Origin of the sequence: Vreelandella aquamarina (assembly GCF_900110265.1) — a bacterium.
GTDB lineage: Bacteria > Pseudomonadota > Gammaproteobacteria > Pseudomonadales > Halomonadaceae > Vreelandella > Vreelandella aquamarina.
In genome coordinates, this window is record NZ_FODB01000025.1 from 21,946 (window position 1) to 39,601 (window position 17,656).

Annotated in this window: 19 protein-coding genes and 1 pseudogene; 19 read left to right on the top strand and 1 reads right to left on the bottom strand. The window is 55.7% G+C overall.

The annotated features are described in order from the left end of the window. Positions 1-205 precede the first annotated feature (205 nt). The 9 genes from rnr (at position 206) to BMY49_RS08670 (ending at position 7,930) form a co-directional block, all read left to right on the top strand. The gene (gene rnr, locus BMY49_RS08630; protein WP_089675395.1) at positions 206-2,590 is read left to right on the top strand and encodes a ribonuclease R; all 2,385 of its coding nucleotides are present in this window, start codon (positions 206-208) and stop codon (positions 2,588-2,590) included. A 2-nt stretch (positions 2,591-2,592) separates the two neighbouring features. Further along, on the top strand, positions 2,593-3,393 hold the full coding sequence (gene rlmB, locus BMY49_RS08635; protein ID WP_062372769.1) for a 23S rRNA (guanosine(2251)-2'-O)-methyltransferase RlmB: 801 nt from the start codon (positions 2,593-2,595) through the stop codon (positions 3,391-3,393). Between the two features lie 211 nt (positions 3,394-3,604). Next, complete coding sequence (rpsF, locus tag BMY49_RS08640; protein WP_062372773.1) at positions 3,605-3,982, top strand: 30S ribosomal protein S6; 378 nt, start codon at positions 3,605-3,607, stop codon at positions 3,980-3,982. 33 nt (positions 3,983-4,015) lie between these two features. After that, complete coding sequence (gene rpsR, locus BMY49_RS08645) at positions 4,016-4,243, top strand: 30S ribosomal protein S18 (RefSeq protein ID WP_009097135.1); 228 nt, start codon at positions 4,016-4,018, stop codon at positions 4,241-4,243. A gap of 12 nt (positions 4,244-4,255) precedes the next feature. Then, complete coding sequence (locus BMY49_RS08650; RefSeq protein WP_044628491.1) at positions 4,256-5,107, top strand: hypothetical protein; 852 nt, start codon at positions 4,256-4,258, stop codon at positions 5,105-5,107. A gap of 15 nt (positions 5,108-5,122) precedes the next feature. Beyond that, complete coding sequence (gene rplI / locus BMY49_RS08655) at positions 5,123-5,569, top strand: 50S ribosomal protein L9 (protein WP_044628492.1); 447 nt, start codon at positions 5,123-5,125, stop codon at positions 5,567-5,569. 154 nt (positions 5,570-5,723) lie between these two features. Beyond that, positions 5,724-7,112: a replicative DNA helicase gene (gene dnaB, locus BMY49_RS08660; RefSeq protein WP_044628493.1), complete on the top strand. Its 1,389-nt coding sequence runs from the start codon at positions 5,724-5,726 to the stop codon at positions 7,110-7,112. 82 nt (positions 7,113-7,194) lie between these two features. Further along, on the top strand, positions 7,195-7,488 hold the full coding sequence (locus BMY49_RS08665) for a hypothetical protein (protein ID WP_044628494.1): 294 nt from the start codon (positions 7,195-7,197) through the stop codon (positions 7,486-7,488). 139 nt (positions 7,489-7,627) lie between these two features. After that, the gene (locus BMY49_RS08670) at positions 7,628-7,930 is read left to right on the top strand and encodes a DUF6482 family protein (protein WP_044628495.1); all 303 of its coding nucleotides are present in this window, start codon (positions 7,628-7,630) and stop codon (positions 7,928-7,930) included. A 24-nt stretch (positions 7,931-7,954) separates the two neighbouring features. Here BMY49_RS08670 and BMY49_RS17815 read toward each other — a convergent pair. After that, positions 7,955-8,129 (bottom strand): annotated as a pseudogene (locus tag BMY49_RS17815) (thiol-disulfide oxidoreductase DCC family protein); the annotation flags it as partial. Between the two features lie 73 nt (positions 8,130-8,202). Between BMY49_RS17815 and hemH the strand changes: the two are divergent. From hemH to rloA3, 10 genes are all read left to right on the top strand, one after another. Further along, on the top strand, positions 8,203-9,282 hold the full coding sequence (gene hemH / locus BMY49_RS08680) for a ferrochelatase (RefSeq protein WP_044628496.1): 1,080 nt from the start codon (positions 8,203-8,205) through the stop codon (positions 9,280-9,282). A 200-nt stretch (positions 9,283-9,482) separates the two neighbouring features. Then, positions 9,483-11,831, top strand: a complete 2,349-nt coding sequence (locus tag BMY49_RS08685; protein WP_074210311.1) for a putative monovalent cation/H+ antiporter subunit A — start codon at positions 9,483-9,485, stop codon at positions 11,829-11,831. After that, positions 11,824-12,255, top strand: coding sequence for a Na+/H+ antiporter subunit B (locus BMY49_RS08690; RefSeq protein WP_044628498.1), 432 nt, complete (start codon positions 11,824-11,826; stop codon positions 12,253-12,255). Before BMY49_RS08685 ends, BMY49_RS08690 begins: the two co-directional genes overlap by 8 nt. A gap of 33 nt (positions 12,256-12,288) precedes the next feature. After that, positions 12,289-12,636 carry a Na+/H+ antiporter subunit C gene (locus tag BMY49_RS08695; protein ID WP_044628499.1) on the top strand — a complete coding sequence of 116 codons (348 nt, stop codon included), beginning with the start codon at positions 12,289-12,291 and terminating at the stop codon, positions 12,634-12,636. Beyond that, on the top strand, positions 12,633-14,234 hold the full coding sequence (locus BMY49_RS08700; protein ID WP_062372776.1) for a Na+/H+ antiporter subunit D: 1,602 nt from the start codon (positions 12,633-12,635) through the stop codon (positions 14,232-14,234). Before BMY49_RS08695 ends, BMY49_RS08700 begins: the two co-directional genes overlap by 4 nt. Further along, positions 14,231-14,704: a Na+/H+ antiporter subunit E gene (locus tag BMY49_RS08705; RefSeq protein ID WP_044628501.1), complete on the top strand. Its 474-nt coding sequence runs from the start codon at positions 14,231-14,233 to the stop codon at positions 14,702-14,704. The genes BMY49_RS08700 and BMY49_RS08705 overlap by 4 nt, the downstream gene beginning before the upstream one ends. Then, on the top strand, positions 14,704-14,973 hold the full coding sequence (locus BMY49_RS08710; RefSeq protein WP_044628502.1) for a monovalent cation/H+ antiporter complex subunit F: 270 nt from the start codon (positions 14,704-14,706) through the stop codon (positions 14,971-14,973). Before BMY49_RS08705 ends, BMY49_RS08710 begins: the two co-directional genes overlap by 1 nt. Then, positions 14,966-15,370, top strand: coding sequence for a monovalent cation/H(+) antiporter subunit G (mnhG, locus tag BMY49_RS08715; protein WP_044628503.1), 405 nt, complete (start codon positions 14,966-14,968; stop codon positions 15,368-15,370). The genes BMY49_RS08710 and mnhG overlap by 8 nt, the downstream gene beginning before the upstream one ends. Positions 15,371-15,767: 397 nt before the next feature. Continuing rightward, the gene (locus BMY49_RS08720; protein WP_089675400.1) at positions 15,768-17,030 is read left to right on the top strand and encodes a lytic murein transglycosylase; all 1,263 of its coding nucleotides are present in this window, start codon (positions 15,768-15,770) and stop codon (positions 17,028-17,030) included. 71 nt (positions 17,031-17,101) lie between these two features. After that, a complete protein-coding gene (gene rloA3 / locus BMY49_RS08725) occupies positions 17,102-17,656 on the top strand; it encodes a retropepsin-like aspartic peptidase RloA3 (RefSeq protein ID WP_054645041.1) in 555 nt (184 codons plus the stop codon).

Genomic DNA, 17,656 nt, shown 5'->3' on the forward strand with positions numbered 1-17,656 from the left:
AAATCGCATTAATGCGGTGTTAGGTGGTTGGGTGATTGAGCGGGCAGCGCTATACTGCGCCTATGACCAAACAAAACATGACATGCTTCAGCTTATTAGCAGCTGACAACGGCGCTAACGCCGTCGAAGACAACTCCCACCCGCAGTGCACCACGCCTGCGCTAACTGTCCGCCTCCCGCAAACGCCACCAAGGATGTTGATCGCATGAAGTACTGGACGTTGAGTGATGATCCGCACGCCGAGCGCGAGGCGCAAAAGTACGATAATCCTGCGCCCAGCCGCGAATATCTACTGGCTGCCTTAGAAAGCTACGGTAAACCGATTACTCATGAAAACATGAGTAGAATGCTGGGCATTGAAGATGAAGAGCACCTAGAAGCCGTGCGTCGGCGCCTGGCCGCTATGGAGCGCGACGGGCAAGTGCTGCGTGATCGACGAGGTGCTTACGCGCTGATCGATAAGCTCGATCTGATTAAAGGTAAGGTGCTTGGGCATCGCGATGGTTTTGGCTTCGTACTCAGAGATGATGGCAAAAAGCCAGATCTCGTCCTGCCGCCTCGTCAAATGCGGCGTGTATTTCACGGGGACCACGTGCTGGTACGCATTAGTGGTCGTGACCGTCGCGGTCGTGACGAAGCGACCATTGTCGATGTGATTGCCCGCAATACTCAAACCATTGTCGGTGTATACCGTAGTAACACGCCGGAATTTGGCGTGCTGATTCCTGAAAATCCGCGTATTACGCAAGAAGTGATCATCCCACATACCGCCTGTGGGGGTGCCAAAGACGGCCAGGTCATTTCGGCCAAGATCGTGCAGCAGCCCGCCACGCGGGTGCAGCCGGTGGGTGAAGTCATCGAAGTGCTGGGTGAGCGCATGGATCCTGGCATGGAGATCGACATTGCCATTCGCAGCTATGACATCCCCGCCGAGTTTCCGCCAGAGGTACTGGATCAAACCAGCGAAATCTCTGCCGAGGTCTTGGAGGAGGATAAAAAGCATCGCGTCGATCTGCGTGACATTCCGCTTGTCACCATTGATGACGAATCTGCCAAAGACTTCGACGATGCTGTCTGCGCTTGGAAGACCAAATCCGGTAGTTGGAAGCTGCTGGTAGCGATTGCCGATGTGTCGCACTATGTTCGACTCGGCACTGCGCTGGATGATGAAGCGCGTACGCGTGGGAACTCGGTTTACTTCCCCGGTCAAGTCGTCCCGATGTTGCCGGAGCTGCTCTCCAATGGTCTCTGTTCGCTGAATCCGCATGTCGACCGCCTGGTGATGGTGTGCGAGATGAATATCTCCAAAACCGGCGCCATTAGCCGCTACTCGTTCTATGAAGCCGTGATGAACTCCCATGCTCGCCTGACCTATAACAAGGTGGCGGCGATGTTGGATGGCGAGAGCGAAGAGGGTGAGGCGCTGCGTCGTGAGCATGCGGAATTAGTCAAGCCGCTCAAAAACCTGCACGAGCTGTATGGCCTGCTGCGCTCTGCTCGGGAAGAGCGCGGAGCGATCGATTTCGATACTACCGAAACAGCGATCATCTTTAACGATGAGCGCAAGATCGAAAAAATCGTGCCGCGTACCCGCAACGACGCTCACAAGCTCATCGAGGAGTGCATGCTGGCCGCCAACGTAGCCACGGCGCGCTTCTTGGATAAGCATGACCTGCCTGCGCTTTACCGTATTCATGAGCGGCCCACGCCCGAGCGCTTAGACAAGCTGCGCCTGTTCTTGAGTGAGCTGGGGCTTTCCTTGGGTGGGGGCGACGAACCCACGCCGCAAGACTATCAAGCGCTGCGTGAAGCCATCGCTGACCGACCGGACGCCGATATTATCCAGACGGTCATGCTGCGCTCGATGAATCAGGCGGTCTATTCGCCGCAAAATGAAGGGCACTTCGGTTTGGCGTACCAAGCGTATGCCCACTTCACGTCACCGATTCGCCGCTATCCCGATCTCTTGGTTCACCGCGCTATTCGTTCGGTCATTCGCGGGCCGCGCCAGACCAATACGGTCGTGCGGGTAGAGGGAGCGCCGGTAGAGCCGCCGAGCAAGTGGTGCCCCTATACCTTCGAGCAGATGCTGGAACTGGGCGAGCACTGCTCGATGACCGAGCGACGCGCGGATGAAGCGACTCGCGATGTCGAGAGCTGGCTTAAGTGTGAGTTCATGTCCGATAAGCTTGGGGAGACGTTCGAAGGCACGATTGCCTCTGTAACGCAGTTCGGTCTGTTTGTTCGTCTGGACGACTTCTATGTAGAAGGCCTAGTGCATGTCACCTCGCTGCCGTCGGACTACTATCATTACGAAGCCGAGAAGCATCGCCTAAAAGGGGAGCGCACGGGTACTACGTATCGCTTAGGCGACGGTTTGACCGTGCAGGTAGCGCGTGTCGATATGGATGACCGTAAAATCGACTTTGGCCTCGCCGACGATAAGCCACGCCCGCGCCGCCAACCGCGCAAGCGCCGTGGTGAGAGCGGCGGCCCGAAAGCCGCTGCTGCAACCGATAAACAGCCGACTCGTCGTGGCCCGCGCCGTACCCGGAACGGCCCGCGTAAACCATCAGCGAAAAAGGGTTGAGCATGAAGTCGTCGTCATCTCGACGTAACCCGCGTAATGCCGCCATTCGCACGCCGGATGGCTTGGACCAAGTGTATGGTGTTCATGCGTTAGAGAGCCTGCTCGAACGCGGTGAAGCCCCGCGCGAGCTTTGGGTTCAGCAGGGGGCGGGCAACCGCCTAAAAGATGTGGTAGCAAATGCCCAGGTAAGCGGTGCGCGTATTAAAGAGCAGCCTCGCGAGGTGCTTGATCAGCTCACCCAGGGTGCGGCGCACCAAGGCGTGGTGGCGTTTTGCGCGCCATTAACGCCGGAAGGCGAAGAATCGTTATGGCTGAGGTTGCGCGCCTGGCAAGCGCCTACCCCGCCGCTACTGCTGGTGCTGGATGGCGTCACCGATGTGCATAACTTCGGTGCCTGCCTGCGTAGTGCCGATGCTGCGGGGGCTCATGGCGTGATTGTCGCAAAAGACAAAGCCGCACCTTTGAATGCCACGGTCAGAAAAGTCGCCTGCGGTGCTGCGGAAGTCGTGCCGGTCTATCAGGTCACGAATCTATCGCGCACCTTGGCCAAGCTCAAAGATGCGGGCGTTTGGATTACCGGTACCGCCGGTGAAGCAGAAGCCAGCGTGTTTGAGATTGATATGACTGGCCCCACCGCGTTGGTGATGGGGGCAGAAGGGAAGGGCATGCGCCGTTTGACCCGTGAAGCCTGCGATAATCTTGCCAAGCTGCCTATGGCAGGGCAGGTGTCGAGTCTTAATGTCTCGGTGGCTACCGGTATTTGTTTGTTTGAAGCCGTTCGTCAGCGGCAGCTTGCAAGTTAGCGGCCAGCCCACTAGAATGCTTGCGCCCGTTTATTCATAAGCGGGCGTTCGTATTGGTAAGTGACTTATACGATCAACAGTTCTGCTTGATGTCCTGTCTCGGCTGTTCGCGGCCTAGAAGGGGCATTTCAGTTAACTCCTTGCTTCCCTGTCGCGGTTAAGGCATTTGCCCTAACGCACACCGGAAGCTGCCAAACCGCAAGGAGATTCCATGCGTCATTACGAAATCGTGTTTATGGTCCACCCGGATCAGAGCGAGCAAGTGCCGGCTATGGTCGAGCGCTACACCAGCATCGTTACCGAAAACGCTGGTACTGTGCATCGCCTGGAAGATTGGGGCCGTCGTCACCTGGCTTACCCGATCAACAAGATCCACAAAGCCCACTACGTGCTGATGAACGTTGAGTGCACCGGCGAGACTCTCGAAGAAATCGAGAACATCTTCCGTTTCAACGACGCCATCATCCGCAGCCTGGTTGTTCGCTGCAAAGAAGCGATCACCGAAGCTTCCCCGATGATGAAGCCGGCAGAAGAGAAGCGTCCGCGTCGCGAAGAAAAACCGCGCGCTGAAACTGAAGAAACTGCCTGATTTTATCCACCGCACGTTTTAAGGAGCTAGTCCATGGCACGTTTTTTCCGTCGCCGTAAGTTTTGCCGCTTCACCGCTGAAGGCGTCAAGCAGATCGACTATAAAGATCTCGACACGCTGAAGGCTTACATCACCGAAACCGGCAAGATCGTTCCGAGCCGCATCACCGGCACCAAAGCACGCTATCAGCGTCAGCTGGCGACCGCTATCAAGCGTTCACGCTACCTGGCACTGCTGCCCTACTCCGATAGCCACCAGTAAGCGTTTGACGTGATGCTGGCACTCGCAAGATGGCTGATGCGTGGCACGCCCTATGCCGCAGGCGGGGCAGCGCTAGCAGCGTTAGTGCCCTGGCTGTTTTGGTTAGGTGCGGCCATTGCGGCGTTAGTGACGCTGCGCAAGGGCTTTGCTCCCGCGCTTCCCGTCATTATCGCTGCGGCATTACCAGCCGGTTTCTGGTGGGCGCAGGGTGATGTGATTCCGCTGGCGAGCGTACTACTCGTTTCGCTCATGGCGGTCATATTGCGCGAGAGGATGCGCTGGAGTGAAGCCTTGATCGTTGGCACCTTAGCGGCCGCGGTCATGGTGCAGCTTGGCATCTTCAGCCCGCCGGGTGGCACCGAACTCATGCTGGAGCAGCTGCGCGAGAGCTCGCAAGAGATCGACCGCATGCTCACGGAGTTTGCCAACCAAGGCATCGATACGACGACTCTGGCCGCCATGGTCATTGGCGGCGTCACGGGGTTGGTTGTGTTGTTAGCGGCCATCGCATGTTTGGCGCTAGCACGCAGCTGGCAGGCTGGGCTTTATAACCCAGGTGGCTTTCGTGAAGAATTCCATGCGCTGCGCCTGGCCCCTAAAGAACTCGCTATTTTAGTAGTGCTTGGGGTGGCAGGTATGGTGCTGGGAGCGCAGGCGCTGGCCATGCTGAGTTGGATTCCGCTGCTGATAGCCGGTATTGCGTTAGTGCATGGGTTTATTGGAATTAAGGGGATGAACGGGCTGTGGCTGGTGGCATTTTATGTGCTGCTGATCACGACCTGGCCCACGATTCTCATTGTGCTGCTGTTGGGGCTGATTGATACATTCGCGAACGTTCGCGCACGCCTTGCCCGCAGCAATTGACAAGAGGTTTACGAGATGGAAGTCATTCTGCTCGACAACATTGGTAAGCTGGGCGGCCTGGGTGACAAGGTCACTGTTAAGCCTGGTTATGGTCGTAACTACTTGGTGCCTTACGGTTTAGCCGTACCGGCTACCAAAGAAAACGTTGAAGCGTTCGAAGCGCAGCGTGCAGAGCTTGAAGCTCAAGCCGCTGAGCGTAAAGCAGAAGCCCAAGCACGTGCTGAGCAGCTTAACGACATCGAACTGTCGTTGGTTTCTAAAGCGGGTGATGAAGGTAAACTGTTTGGTTCTATCGGTCCGCGTGACCTGGCCGACGCGATCTCCTCTGCTGGCATCGAAGTTGCCAAGAGCGAAGTCCGTATGCCGCAGGGCCCGATTCGTCAAACTGGCGAATACGACATCGACCTCCACCTGCATGCAGAAGTGGACGCCGTTGTACGCGTGGTCGTTGTCGCCGAGTAATCTCGCTCGCCAACGCTAACGCCTCTAAGGGCGCGGGATATCCCGCGCCCTTTGTCTTTTTAAGCTGCTACTGATTCGCTATGCCAGTGGTACGAAGGAAGCTGCCCGGCTAAGATAAGCGCCGTTGGCAATGCGTTATTTTAAGGAGCTCGCTATGCAGGACCAGCCTTCTGCTGATCAAGAAACGGCGGCGCTTAAGCTGCCGCCGCACTCGCTAGAGGCGGAGCAGTCGGTGTTAGGCGGGCTTATGTTGGACAATCAGGCGTGGGACAACGTCTCTGAGCGCTTGGTAGCCGACGATTTTTATCGTTATGAGCACCGGTTGGTGTTCAATGTCATGATTCATCTAGCGGAGTCAGGGCAGCCGCTAGACGTAGTCACGCTTTCCGAAGCGCTGGAAGCCCGTGACCAGTTAGATACTGTAGGTGGGCTCGGGTTTTTGGCAGAGCTGGCCCGCAATACACCCTCAGCCAGCAACATTCGCGCCTATGCAGATATTGTTCGCGAACGCGCCACGCTGCGTAAGCTGATTCGGGCAGCCAATCAAATTGCTGAAGGGGCGTTCTCTCCGCAAGGGCGGCCCGCCGATGAGCTGTTAAACGAAGCCGAGCGGCTAGTGTTTCAAATTGCCGAAGAGCGCCCCAAAACCGGTGGCCCCATTGGTATGAGCGACCTGCTTACCAAAGCGGTCGACCGTATCGATGAGCTCTTCAACCTCAAAGGCGAGATGACCGGGCTATCGACCGGCTTCCGTGACCTGGATGAAATGACCTCCGGCCTGCAGCCCTCGGACTTGGTGATCATCGCCGGGCGCCCCTCGATGGGCAAGACGACTTTCGCCATGAACTTGGTCGAGCACGCGGTCATCTCTAGCGACAAGCCGGTGATGGTGTTCTCCATGGAGATGCCCGCCGAATCGCTGATGCTGCGTATGCTCTCTTCACTGGGGCGCATTGACCAAACGCGGGTACGTTCGGGGCAGTTAGAGGATGAAGACTGGCCGCGCCTCACCTCGGCAGTGAACCTGCTGAAAGATAAACAGTTGTTTATTGATGATACCGCCGCGCTCTCGCCCAATGAAATGCGCTCACGCCTGCGCCGCGTGGTACGCGAGCACGGTAATATGGCGCTCATCATGATCGACTACCTGCAGCTAATGCAGATACCCGGCTTCTCCGAAAACCGTACCGGCGAGATCTCCGAGATCTCCCGCTCTTTGAAAGGTTTGGCAAAGGAGTTCAACTGCCCGGTTGTGGCGCTTTCGCAGCTCAACCGCTCCCTTGAGCAGCGCCCCAACAAGCGCCCCGTGATGTCGGATTTGAGGGAATCGGGAGCGATTGAGCAGGATGCTGACGTCATTGCCTTCGTTTATCGGGATGAGGTGTATAACCCGGATAACCCTGACAACCAGGGGATTGCGGAGCTGATCATCGGTAAGCAGCGTAACGGGCCGATTGGTACGGTGCACATGGCCTTTATTGGTAAATACACGCGCTTTGAGGACCTGGCTCCCGATAGCTATGGCGAAGCGTTTGGCGATTAACTTGAGCGACATGGGGGAGAACGTATAATGCGCACCCTCATGAGCAGTTCGCCTCGAGCAGATAGATAGACAGGAGTAACAAATGGCAGGTGGTTTTAGGCGCGGTAACCGCAAACGTCTTCCTAAGTTGGAAGGCCGCGGTGAACTCCAGTCGCTAGAGCGCGAGGGGCCTTTTAAAGAGTGGCTGGGCATGCCCGACCTTTATCGCTACTTTCTGGTAGTGGAGGGAGAGAAGTACAGCTACCAAACGGAAGATGCTGAACTTCCCGTCGCGGTCGGCGACAAAGTAGTGTTTCGGTACAAAGAGACCAAAGGCGGTAATTGGATTGACCGCAACTCGCTGGGTAAGGCGATTGATCCGTCCGAGTATCAGTAAATCGACCATAAGTTGACGAGTTGGTCAGGAACTCTTTTCTGTTATTGCCCTCTTAGGCAGTTAGTGCCACGGTAATATCATTGTCATGGGGCCGCGTCATGCTGTGCTCCATGACGATGACCAATAACAGGAGGGAACCATGGAACTGAAAGCGCTCAAACAGTTCGTCGCGAGTCACGACAACTTTGAGATTCGGGTGATTACCCATTCGGGAAGCCGCTTCTACCAAGTAGAGCTAGAAGATGTAGAAGGCGAACGCCATATGCTGATGCAACGTAATAAGCCGATGCTGTTCCGTTCATTAGATGACGTTTATCTGGAGCTAAAACGTGCAGGCATCCATCGCGCTTACCTGGTGCAACATGTGCCGCAGGATGAAGTGATTGGTCACGACGCCCATTACAGCTCGCCACTGACCTCGCGTATGCCGCTAGTTTTTTAATCACTGGTTAACTAACGGTTTAACCTAACGCTTTTCCCACCACAGCCCCAGCCGGATACGGCGTCGGGCAAAAAAACGGTAGCCTGCATCCATCATGCTTCGCAGGCCCGCTAAGCAAGAAAGTCTTACCAGCCGCCGGTAGCCCAACACCGCATACAGGGCCCGCCCGGCTGGCGTCCATGCCGATAAACCATCTCCCTGATTATGCCGCGACTTTGCCGAAAAGTGTTAAGATTTTGCCCATTATGTACTGCACCTAAGGAGTGAGCGAGATGGCCGATAGCGTTGTAAAGGATCAACCCGGTGAGGGGCGTTTAACTCATGCGCCCAGCAGTCACCCTGCGGTTCCCCGCGCCAAGGTGGGCGTAGTTCTGGCCAACCTGGGAACACCCGATGCCACCGACTACTGGTCCATGCGCCGCTATCTCAGCGAGTTCTTATCCGATAAACGGGTTGTGGATTACGCCGGTTGGAAATGGCAGCCGCTGCTGCAGCTGATCATTCTCACCAAGCGGCCTTTTTCATCTGGCCATGCGTATAAAAGTATTTGGAATAATGAGAAGAATGAAAGCCCGCTGCTAACCATCACGCGTGCCCAAACGGAAAAAATGACCGAGCGCTTAAAGGCGTTGTATGGCGATGATGTAGAAGTTGATTTCTGCATGCGCTACGGCAACCCCTCCACCGATAGCGTGCTAAAGCGTATGAAAGAGAAGGGCTGCGAGCGCATTGTGTTCTTCCCGCTTTACCCGCAATACGGCTCGCCCACCACCGCGACGGCGAATGATCAGGCGTTTCGCACGCTGATGAAGATGAAGTGGCAGCCCTATATTCGCACCGTGCCCGCTTATTTTGAGCATCCTGCCTATATCCAGGCGCTGGCGAATTCGGTACAGGAAGCTTATGACGGGTTTGAGAGCCGCCCGACCAAGTTAGTTGCCAGCTATCACGGGGTGCCTGAGCGTTATTTAATGGAAGGCGACCCCTACCACTGCCAATGCCAGAAAACCACACGGCTGCTGCGTGAGAAGCTGGGCTTAAGCAAGGAGGAGGTGGATACCGCCTTTCAGTCGCAGTTTGGCCCCGAGAAGTGGGTTGGCCCGCAAACAGTGGAGCACGTTGCCGAGCTGGCCAAGCAGGGGCATAAGCATATTGCGATTCTTTCGCCAGCATTCTCTTCTGATTGTGTGGAAACCCTTGAGGAGATCAAAGAGGAGATCCACGACAGCTTTATGGAAGCGGGTGGCGAAACCTTTAGCTATATCCCCTGTTTGAATGACCGCGATGACCATATAGATGCACTATTGGCAGTGGTCAATAACGAGCTCTCTGGCTGGTTGTCGACACCGTAAAGTCGCGTATTTGCTATAAAAACCGTCTAGCGTATTACGTTAGGCGGTTTTTTATTGGGGCCGTCTTTTCTAGAAATGTGAGAAACGCTAGTATAAGGTTTGTGCATATAAAATCACACTTATTCAACGTTTAAGCGGCTTGTGCATCTGTATAGGCGGCTTATTGGGATGAATGAACGTCACTAGGGAGAAAGCGCCGGATGCAATTTGCCGTGTTAATGGGCTTCGTGTTGGCAGCGTCTTCACCGCTGCTCAACCGTTGGTTTGGGGAGCGAACAAGCCTGCTGCTTGCGCTGTTTCCGGCGTTTCTGGCTGGTTGGTTTTTTAGTCAAGCGCCCCTGGTGTTGAGTGACGGGCCTCAGTTACTTGAGTGGTCGTGGGTGCCTTCGCTAGGCATTAGCCTTAGCTTTTTACTGGATGGCCTTTCTCTGCTGTTTGGCTTGCTGATTACGGTGATTGGCACCTGTGTCCTGGTGTATGCGGGTGGCTATTTAAAAGGCCACCAAGATATTGCCCGTTTTCACCTCGCCCTCGTCGCCTTTATGGCCTCTATGCTGGGGCTTGTGTTAGCGGACGGCCTGCTGACGCTGTTTATTTTCTGGGAGCTGACCAGCATCACCTCGTACCTGCTGATTGGCTTTAACCATACTGATATTGAAGCACGCAAATCCGCTCGTCAGGGGCTTTTTGTGACGGTTGCTGGTGGCTTGGCGTTAATGGCAGGTTTGGTGCTATTGGGTATCGCCAGCGGCAGCTGGTCTCTGAGTGAGATTTTGCAGTCAGACGATGACCTGCGCCAGCATGCGCTTTATGCCCCTATGCTGATCTGCTTATTGCTAGGAGCCTTTACCAAGTCGGCGCAGTTCCCATTCCACTTCTGGTTACCTAACGCTATGGCGGCGCCGACCCCAGTGTCGGCCTACCTGCACTCCGCTACCATGGTGAAAGCGGGGATTTACCTGTTGGCACGCCTTCAGCCTGAGCTGGGTGGCACGGCCATGTGGGTGACAATACTCTCAGTGGTGGGGGCGACCACCATGCTGACGGGTGCCTTCTTAGCCATTCACCATACCAATATCAAAAAGCTGCTGGCCTACTCCACCATTATGGCGCTGGGAACGCTCACTATGCTGCTGGGGATTGGCTCCGAATACGCCATGACTGCTTTTGTCACCTTTCTGCTCGCCCACTCCATGTATAAAGGGGCGCTGTTTATGGTGGCGGGCATCCTTGACCATGAAACCGGCACGAAAGACGTCACCGCCATGGGCGGATTACGAAGCGTTATGCCTGTCACGGCGGTAATCGCTTTTGTGGCGGCGCTCTCCTTGGCAGGTGTGCCGCCGCTGTTTGGCTTTATCGGTAAGGAACTCATGCTGGAGGCAGCGTTAGGCGCCGAGCGCATTCAACTGTTGCTGGTGCTGTTTGCTTTCCTGGCAGCCATCTTGACCATTGCGGTGGCGGCGATTATTGCGCTACGGCCATTCTACGGCGCACGCCATGAAACACCCCAAACACCCCATGAGGCGCCGTTGAGTATGCTGATAGGCCCAGGCCTATTGGCATTCGGGTCGCTCGCGCTTGGCTTGGCCCCTGCTGTGCTAGGGGCCGATGCGCTCTTGACCTCGGCAGCAACGGCGGTGGCGGGGGAGACGCTGCCGGTCTCGCTGTCGCTGTGGTACGGCGTCAACGTGGCGCTGATTATGTCGGTGGTGAGCTTGATCTTCGGCTTTTTGCTGTTCAAGCGGTGGGACAGCGTACGCGCCCAGTTAGCCAGGTTGGCACCAGTGATGCGTCATGGCCCCGAGGCGGGGTACGAAGGCTTGATGAATGGCGTCGTGCGCTTCTCTGAATGGCAGACACGCCTGCTGCAAAACGGCTATATGCGCAATTACATCCTGGTCATGCTGGTAGTGCTGATCGCGCTGATTGGCAACTCAATACTGCTGCGCCACTCTCCGCAGCTGGCGCTCTCCCTAGACGTGCGTTTCCATGAAGTCATTGTGGTGGGCACCATGGCAATGGGGGCGCTGTTTGCCACAATTTCACGCTCCCGCTTAGGCGCCGTGGTATCGGTGGGCATTATGGGCTTCTCCATCGCGCTGATCTTTATTCTGTTTAGCGCGCCAGATTTGGGGATTACCCAACTGCTGGTAGAAACCATGACGGTGATTCTGCTGGTGCTTGTGCTCTTTAGGCTGCCGCGTTTTTCGAACCTCTCCACCAACCTTGAGCGCATCCGTGATGGGGCCGTTGCGGCCACCATGGGGGTGTTAATCTTCTTGCTGATCATAACCGCTTGGAGTATCGACCAGTTTGAATCGATCTCTACCTATATGGTGGAAAACAGCGCGCCGCTTGCCTATGGTCGCAATATCGTCAACGTCATTTTGGTGGATTATCGTGCCCTCGATACGCTCGGCGAGATGTTTGTTTTAGCGTTAGCCGCGATTGGTGTGATTGCGATGCTAAAGCTGCGTCATGGGGAGACAGAAGGCAAAGCGACGGATAGCGACAAAGCCAGCGTGAAGGAGCCCTACGATGGTTAAATCAGGCACGATTATTCTGAATACGGCAGCGCGGTTCCTGATGCCACTGCAACTGATGTTCTCGGTTTTTCTGCTGCTGCGTGGCCATGACGAACCGGGCGGCGGCTTTATTGCCGGATTGGTAGCAGCTGGGGCGTTCACTCTTTACCTGTTTGCCTTCGGGGTCAGTGCCACCAAAGAGGTGCTGCGCATGGTCGACCCGCGAGACTTGATCGGCGCAGGACTCTTTTTTGGGATGATCTCGGTAGTGCCCGCTTGGTTCATGGGGCAGCCTTTTCTGACTGCTCAGTGGTGGACGATTCCGGTGATCGACTTTAAAGCGTCTACGCCGCTGATTTTTGATATCGGAGTGTATCTGGCGGTGTTGGGGTCGGTGATGGGCATGGTCATGGCATTAATGGAGGTGGATAAGGATGAGCCATAAGTTACCCAACCCGCTGTTTGCAGGAGGCCGTCCATGGAACCGTTAATGGCACTGGCGATTGGCCTGTTATACGCCACCGCTATTTTTATGATGCTACGCCGCTCTATCGTCAAACTCGTGATTGGCTTGATGCTACTCTCTAATGCCGCCAACCTGCTGATTTTTACTACCGCCGGTATGACTCGTGGCGCACCGCCGCTGATTCCTGAAGGGATGATGCAGCCTTTGGGCGATGTCGCTGACCCACTGCCTCAAGCGGTGGTGCTTACCGCTATCGTGATTGCCTTTGGGGTATTGGCGTTTGCGGTGGTATTGATCCGCCGGGCCTACGAAATCGTTAAGGCAGATGATTTAGACAAGATGAAGGATACCGACACGTGAGGCCTGAAGTCGCACTTCCCGTTTTGCTGCCGCTGCTTTCCGGGGCCATTTCGCTGATGTTTTGGCGCTCGAGGCCCATGCAGCGCTTTATTGCCGTGGCTGGCAACGTCGTACTATTTGTCGTCAGCCTGTGGCTGTTCGTTGCGGTCTTAGAAGATGGCTACATCACCATTCAAATGGGCAGTTGGCCAGCACCGTTTGGGATAACGCTCGTCGCTGACATGCTCAGCGCTGTGATGATTCTGCTCACCGGAATCATCGGCTTGGCCATGGGGATTTACTCCCTGGCGACGACTGGCCGCGGCCACGAAAAATTTGGCTACTACCCCCTTATGCATCTGCTGTTGGCGGGTGTGGCGGGTGCTTTTTTAACGGGCGATATCTTCAACCTCTATGTCTGGTTTGAAGTCATGCTGGTGGCTTCGTTTGCGCTCCTGACGCTGGGAGGCGAGCGCGCGCAGATGGAGGGCGCCATCAAGTATGTGACGCTCAATCTGCTGGCATCGGTCATTTTTCTCACTGCGGTAGGCCTGCTTTACGGCACTGTGGGCTCACTCAATATGGCCGATATCGCGCTGCGCATGGATGAAGCCGAGCACAGCGGCATGGTCGAAGTGCTGGCGGTGATGTTTATGGTGGCCTTTGGTATCAAAGCCGCTGCGTTTCCGCTGTTTTTCTGGCTACCTGCTTCTTATCACACGCCTCCGGTGGCGGTATCCGCACTGTTTGCAGGCCTGTTAACCAAAGTGGGCGTTTACTCACTGTTCCGGGTATTTACGCTAATCTTCGATCAGACCATGGGCTACCTACAGGACATCATGCTGTGGGGGGCCGTTCTCACTATGGTGACCGGCGTGCTGGGGGCGGCCGCCCAGTATGAATTCCGGCGTATCCTCTCGTTTCATATCGTCAGCCAGATTGGCTATATGATCCTGGGGCTGGCGCTCTATACACCACTGGCGATTGCAGGCGGTGTGTTTGCCATCATGCACAACATCATTGTGAAGACGAACCTGTTCTTAATTAGCGGGATTACCCACCGCCTACAGGGCACTTACCAGCTTAAAAAGATGGGCGGGCTATATCGTGAACGCCCTTGGCTGGCCGTGGCGTTCTTTATTAGCGCCTTCTCTCTGGCGGGCATTCCGCCGCTGTCGGGTTTCTTTGCCAAATTCGTGCTGGTGCGCGCAGGCTTTGAGGCAAAGGCTTACGTGGCGACCGGCATCGCCCTGGCCGTGGGTTTGATGACGCTCTACTCCATGGTGAAGATCTGGAACGAAGTGTTCTGGAAGGCGCTACCTGAAGAAAACCAGGTGCCCGAAACACCGACACCGACAGGCGATGATGGCCGGTTACTGAAGCCCAGCCTATGGATGATGTATCTGCCTGTCGTGGTGCTGGCCATGATGTCCCTGCTTATTGGCGTGTTTGCCGAACCCATCATGCTGGTGATGAACCAAATAGGCGATCAATTGATGACGCCCTCAGGCTATATCGAAGCGGTACTCGGTGCCTCCGCAAGTGCGGAAGCAGCGCTACTGGATCCCATTGAGATACAGGCCGAACGTGTCGATGACCGCTTGGAGGAAACACCATGACCGGCGCCATTTGGAACCTCTTGCTTGGTTTGGCCTGGGTGCTGCTGAGCGGCGACTTCTCCGGGTTGAATTTGTTGGTGGGGATGATTTTTGGCTATATCGCGTTGCTGCTGATTGAGCCTCAAGTCGATGGGTTGAAAGGCTATCCTGCTCGTGTGCCGCGCTTCATCGGCTTTCTCGGTTTTTTCATCAAAGAGTTGGTTCAGGCCAACTTACGCGTGGCATTCGATATCCTGACGCCGCCTTGGCACATGCAGCCGGGGGTCATTGCCTTACCGCTGTCGGCACGCACCGAAATGGAGATCACCCTGGTGGCGAATTTGATTTCGCTCACACCGGGTACCCTGAGCCTAGACGTGTCCGATGACCGTAAAGTGTTGTATATCCATGCGATGTTCCTGGACGACGAAGAGGAGCTTCGACGCAATTTGAAAGAGATGGAACACAGGGCACTGGAGTTATTTCGTTAATGGAAACCGTGATTTTAATTAGTCAGGTGATCATGGGCTTGGCGCTCGTGCTGACCTTCGTTCGCGTGGTGCGCGGACCTAGTCTGCCAGATCGCGTAGTGGCCCTAGAACTGTTCTCGACGACGGTCGTGGGATTGGTCGGTGTGTATGCGATTCAATCGGGCGTCTCGAGCTTCTTGGACGCCGCGATCGTGATTGCGCTGATGGGCTTTTTAGCCGCCATTGGCTTTGCGCGCTTTTTAGAACGTGGAGGGCCGCGGGATGATTGATGTAATTAAAGGGGCCATGCTGCTAACAGGGTCTAGTTTTATGCTGTTAGCCGCCGTTGGTTTACTTCGCTTGCCTGACTTGCTGACGCGTATGCACGCCACCACCAAGGCGGCGGCACTCGGGGTGATTTTAATCATGCTGGCATCGGCCATGCATTTTGCTGAAGTGGGCGTAGTGGCACGCTCGTTTGCCATTATTGTGTTTATCTTAATCACTGCGCCGATTGCCGCCCACGTGATTGGGAGGGCCGGATACTTCGTGGGCTCAAGGCTGTGGAGCGGCACGGTGAAAGATGAATTGCGTCCTAACTACGACCCGCTTACCCATGAGCTTAAAAGCGGCATGGAAACCCAGGAAAACGCCAAGCGACACCCGCGTAACACCGACCCAGATTAGCGCGATGAGCACTACCAACGACTTCTTTAAGCCACCTCGTTGTGGCTTTTTTTATGCCTAAAAAACCCGAAATAGAGACGCTATTCTGAAAAACTGTTATGTCAATTTATGTACAATAATTGTACTGTATAAGATGTTTTGTCCATGTATTGCGGCGTGGCGTGGCAGCGACTCCGCGACCCACGCCAAGCTAGATATTTCAACGTATTAAAGCAAGCGGGCCATTACGACCCCAAAGGGCTTTACGTGGCATACTGGCTGCCAGCCCCTGTTCTCTGCCCTTCGGTTTAGCGGCCTAGGGGTGGTATCTCCCTCATTTCTGAGCCATCATCCAGCTCACGCCAAGGATTGCTGAGAGAAGAATGCTATGCCGTTAATACCCGTGTCATTACCCGCCGTGTCGCTGAAACATAACAATTCGTTGAATACTCGCCGAGCCGCTGTATTCCCGTTGTTATTCGTTGCCGCTACGACGCTTGCTCTCCACAGCCCTGCCACACACGCCAGCCCGCAACTAATGACCGAGGTAGATGCAGGAGCCGCTGAAGAGGTGCGCTATGCCAACTTCAATCAGTGGTTAAGCGAGTTTCGTCGCTATGCCGCCAACCAAGGGATTAGCGAAGCGACGCTAGCCTCCGCCTTTGATGGCCTGCGCTACCGCGAGCGGGTGATTGAATTAGACCGCTACCAGCCTGAGTTCGTGCGTGCCATTTGGCAGTATTTGGATAGTGCCGTGTCTACCGCGCGTATTACCAATGGTCAGGAGAAGTACGCGCAACACCGTGAAACAGCCCAGCAGATGCAGCAGCGCTATGGCGTACCAGCAGAAATCATCGTGGCCATCTGGGGCGTTGAGAGTAATTACGGCAGCAACTTTGGTGATTTCTCGACGCTAGAGTCCCTCGCCACGCTGGCCTATGATGGCCGTCGGCGAGACTTTGCTCGTGGGGAGCTGCTAGCAGCACTACGTATTATTGACCAGGGCGACATTGCCGCAGAGCAGATGAAAGGCTCTTGGGCGGGAGCGATGGGGCATACCCAGTTTATTCCCAGCAGCTTTGAGGCCTACGCGGTGGATGGCGATGGCGATGGTCGCCGCGATATTTGGGGTAGCATACCCGATGTGATGGCCTCTACCGCGAACTATCTGGCGCGGGCGGGCTGGCAGGCCGGGCAGCCGTGGGGTACCGAAGTTGTGCTGCCTACCTCCTTTGATTACGCCCAAACCGGCCGCAAGAGCAGCGCTGAGTGGGCCGCGCAAGGCGTGCGTGCGGTGAACGGTGACCTGCCTTCCTTCGATAATGCAGCGGTGATTGTACCGGCCGGGGCGAATGGCCCCGCGTTTATCGTAGGTCCCAATTTCCGCGCTATCTTGCGTTACAACAATGCCACTAGCTATGCGCTGGCGGTTGCCACGCTAGCCGACGCCATTGCTGGGCGAGAGGGCATTTCGCAAGCATGGCCACGCGATGAGGCACCTTTAACCCGTGATGATGTCAGAACGCTCCAGCAGCGTTTGAACAACGCCGGTTACGCGGTAGGCACTGCCGACGGCATTATGGGGCCGAATACTCAGGCGGGGCTGCGTGCCTTCCAGCGCGACCAAGGCCTAGTGCCGGATGGCTTTGCTACTCAGTCGCTGTTAGAGCGGTTGCGCTAGCTCAGGGCGCTTTCATCGCTGTTTGAATCTCTTTGATAGCTAGGCAAACTTCTCACCAAGGATGAGTCGCAATGGGAAAAACATTTCTAGGGGTGTTGGGGGCGAGCGTATTGGCTGGTTCCCTGTTGGTCAGTGCTACCGCACAGGCTGAGGATAAGGTCTTCGGCTGGGTGGAAAATGCTTACATCGAGCCATGGGGGATTGCCGTCAAAGCCAAGCTGGACAGCGGGGCGTTGACCTCTTCTCTGGATGCCCGTGATATCGAGATGTTTGAAAAAGATGGCGAAGAGTGGGTGCGCTTTCGTTTGAAGCTGGAAGATCAAGAGAGCGGTGACACCTTTAGCGACCAAATCGAGCGTCCACTCTATCGCGAGCAAACCGTGCGCGGCGCTGGGGGTCGTGACGAGCGCCCGGTGGTGCTGATGGACGTGTGCATGGGGGATACCATCTACGAGGAGCAGTTTAGCCTGCGTGACCGAGAAGAGATGATTTACCCACTGCTGTTGGGGCGTCGTACTATCAGTCACCTCGGCTTGTTGGATGTGCGCAATACCTTCCTGCAAGAACCCGAGTGTGGGGAGAATGCCACTTACGTTCCCCACGACCCGGAAGACGAGCAGTCGTAA

Bases quoted from the DNA above. Each gene is read 5' to 3' on its own strand.
- BMY49_RS08695 (WP_044628499.1), top strand. From the start codon at position 12,289: ATGGAACCGTTAATGGCACTGGCGATTGGCCTGTTATACGCCACCGCT.
- BMY49_RS08690 (WP_044628498.1), top strand. From the start codon at position 11,824: ATGGTTAAATCAGGCACGATTATTCTGAATACGGCAGCGCGGTTCCTG.
- mnhG (WP_044628503.1), top strand. From the start codon at position 14,966: ATGATTGATGTAATTAAAGGGGCCATGCTGCTAACAGGGTCTAGTTTT.
- hemH (WP_044628496.1), top strand. From the start codon at position 8,203: ATGGCCGATAGCGTTGTAAAGGATCAACCCGGTGAGGGGCGTTTAACT.
- BMY49_RS08685 (WP_074210311.1), top strand. From the start codon at position 9,483: ATGCAATTTGCCGTGTTAATGGGCTTCGTGTTGGCAGCGTCTTCACCG.
- dnaB (WP_044628493.1), top strand. From the start codon at position 5,724: ATGCAGGACCAGCCTTCTGCTGATCAAGAAACGGCGGCGCTTAAGCTG.
- BMY49_RS08705 (WP_044628501.1), top strand. From the start codon at position 14,231: ATGACCGGCGCCATTTGGAACCTCTTGCTTGGTTTGGCCTGGGTGCTG.
- rloA3 (WP_054645041.1), top strand. From the start codon at position 17,102: ATGGGAAAAACATTTCTAGGGGTGTTGGGGGCGAGCGTATTGGCTGGT.
- rpsR (WP_009097135.1), top strand. From the start codon at position 4,016: ATGGCACGTTTTTTCCGTCGCCGTAAGTTTTGCCGCTTCACCGCTGAA.
- BMY49_RS08650 (WP_044628491.1), top strand. From the start codon at position 4,256: ATGCTGGCACTCGCAAGATGGCTGATGCGTGGCACGCCCTATGCCGCA.
- rpsF (WP_062372773.1), top strand. From the start codon at position 3,605: ATGCGTCATTACGAAATCGTGTTTATGGTCCACCCGGATCAGAGCGAG.
- rlmB (WP_062372769.1), top strand. From the start codon at position 2,593: ATGAAGTCGTCGTCATCTCGACGTAACCCGCGTAATGCCGCCATTCGC.
- BMY49_RS08670 (WP_044628495.1), top strand. From the start codon at position 7,628: ATGGAACTGAAAGCGCTCAAACAGTTCGTCGCGAGTCACGACAACTTT.
- BMY49_RS08710 (WP_044628502.1), top strand. From the start codon at position 14,704: ATGGAAACCGTGATTTTAATTAGTCAGGTGATCATGGGCTTGGCGCTC.
- rnr (WP_089675395.1), top strand. From the start codon at position 206: ATGAAGTACTGGACGTTGAGTGATGATCCGCACGCCGAGCGCGAGGCG.
- rplI (WP_044628492.1), top strand. From the start codon at position 5,123: ATGGAAGTCATTCTGCTCGACAACATTGGTAAGCTGGGCGGCCTGGGT.
- BMY49_RS08665 (WP_044628494.1), top strand. From the start codon at position 7,195: ATGGCAGGTGGTTTTAGGCGCGGTAACCGCAAACGTCTTCCTAAGTTG.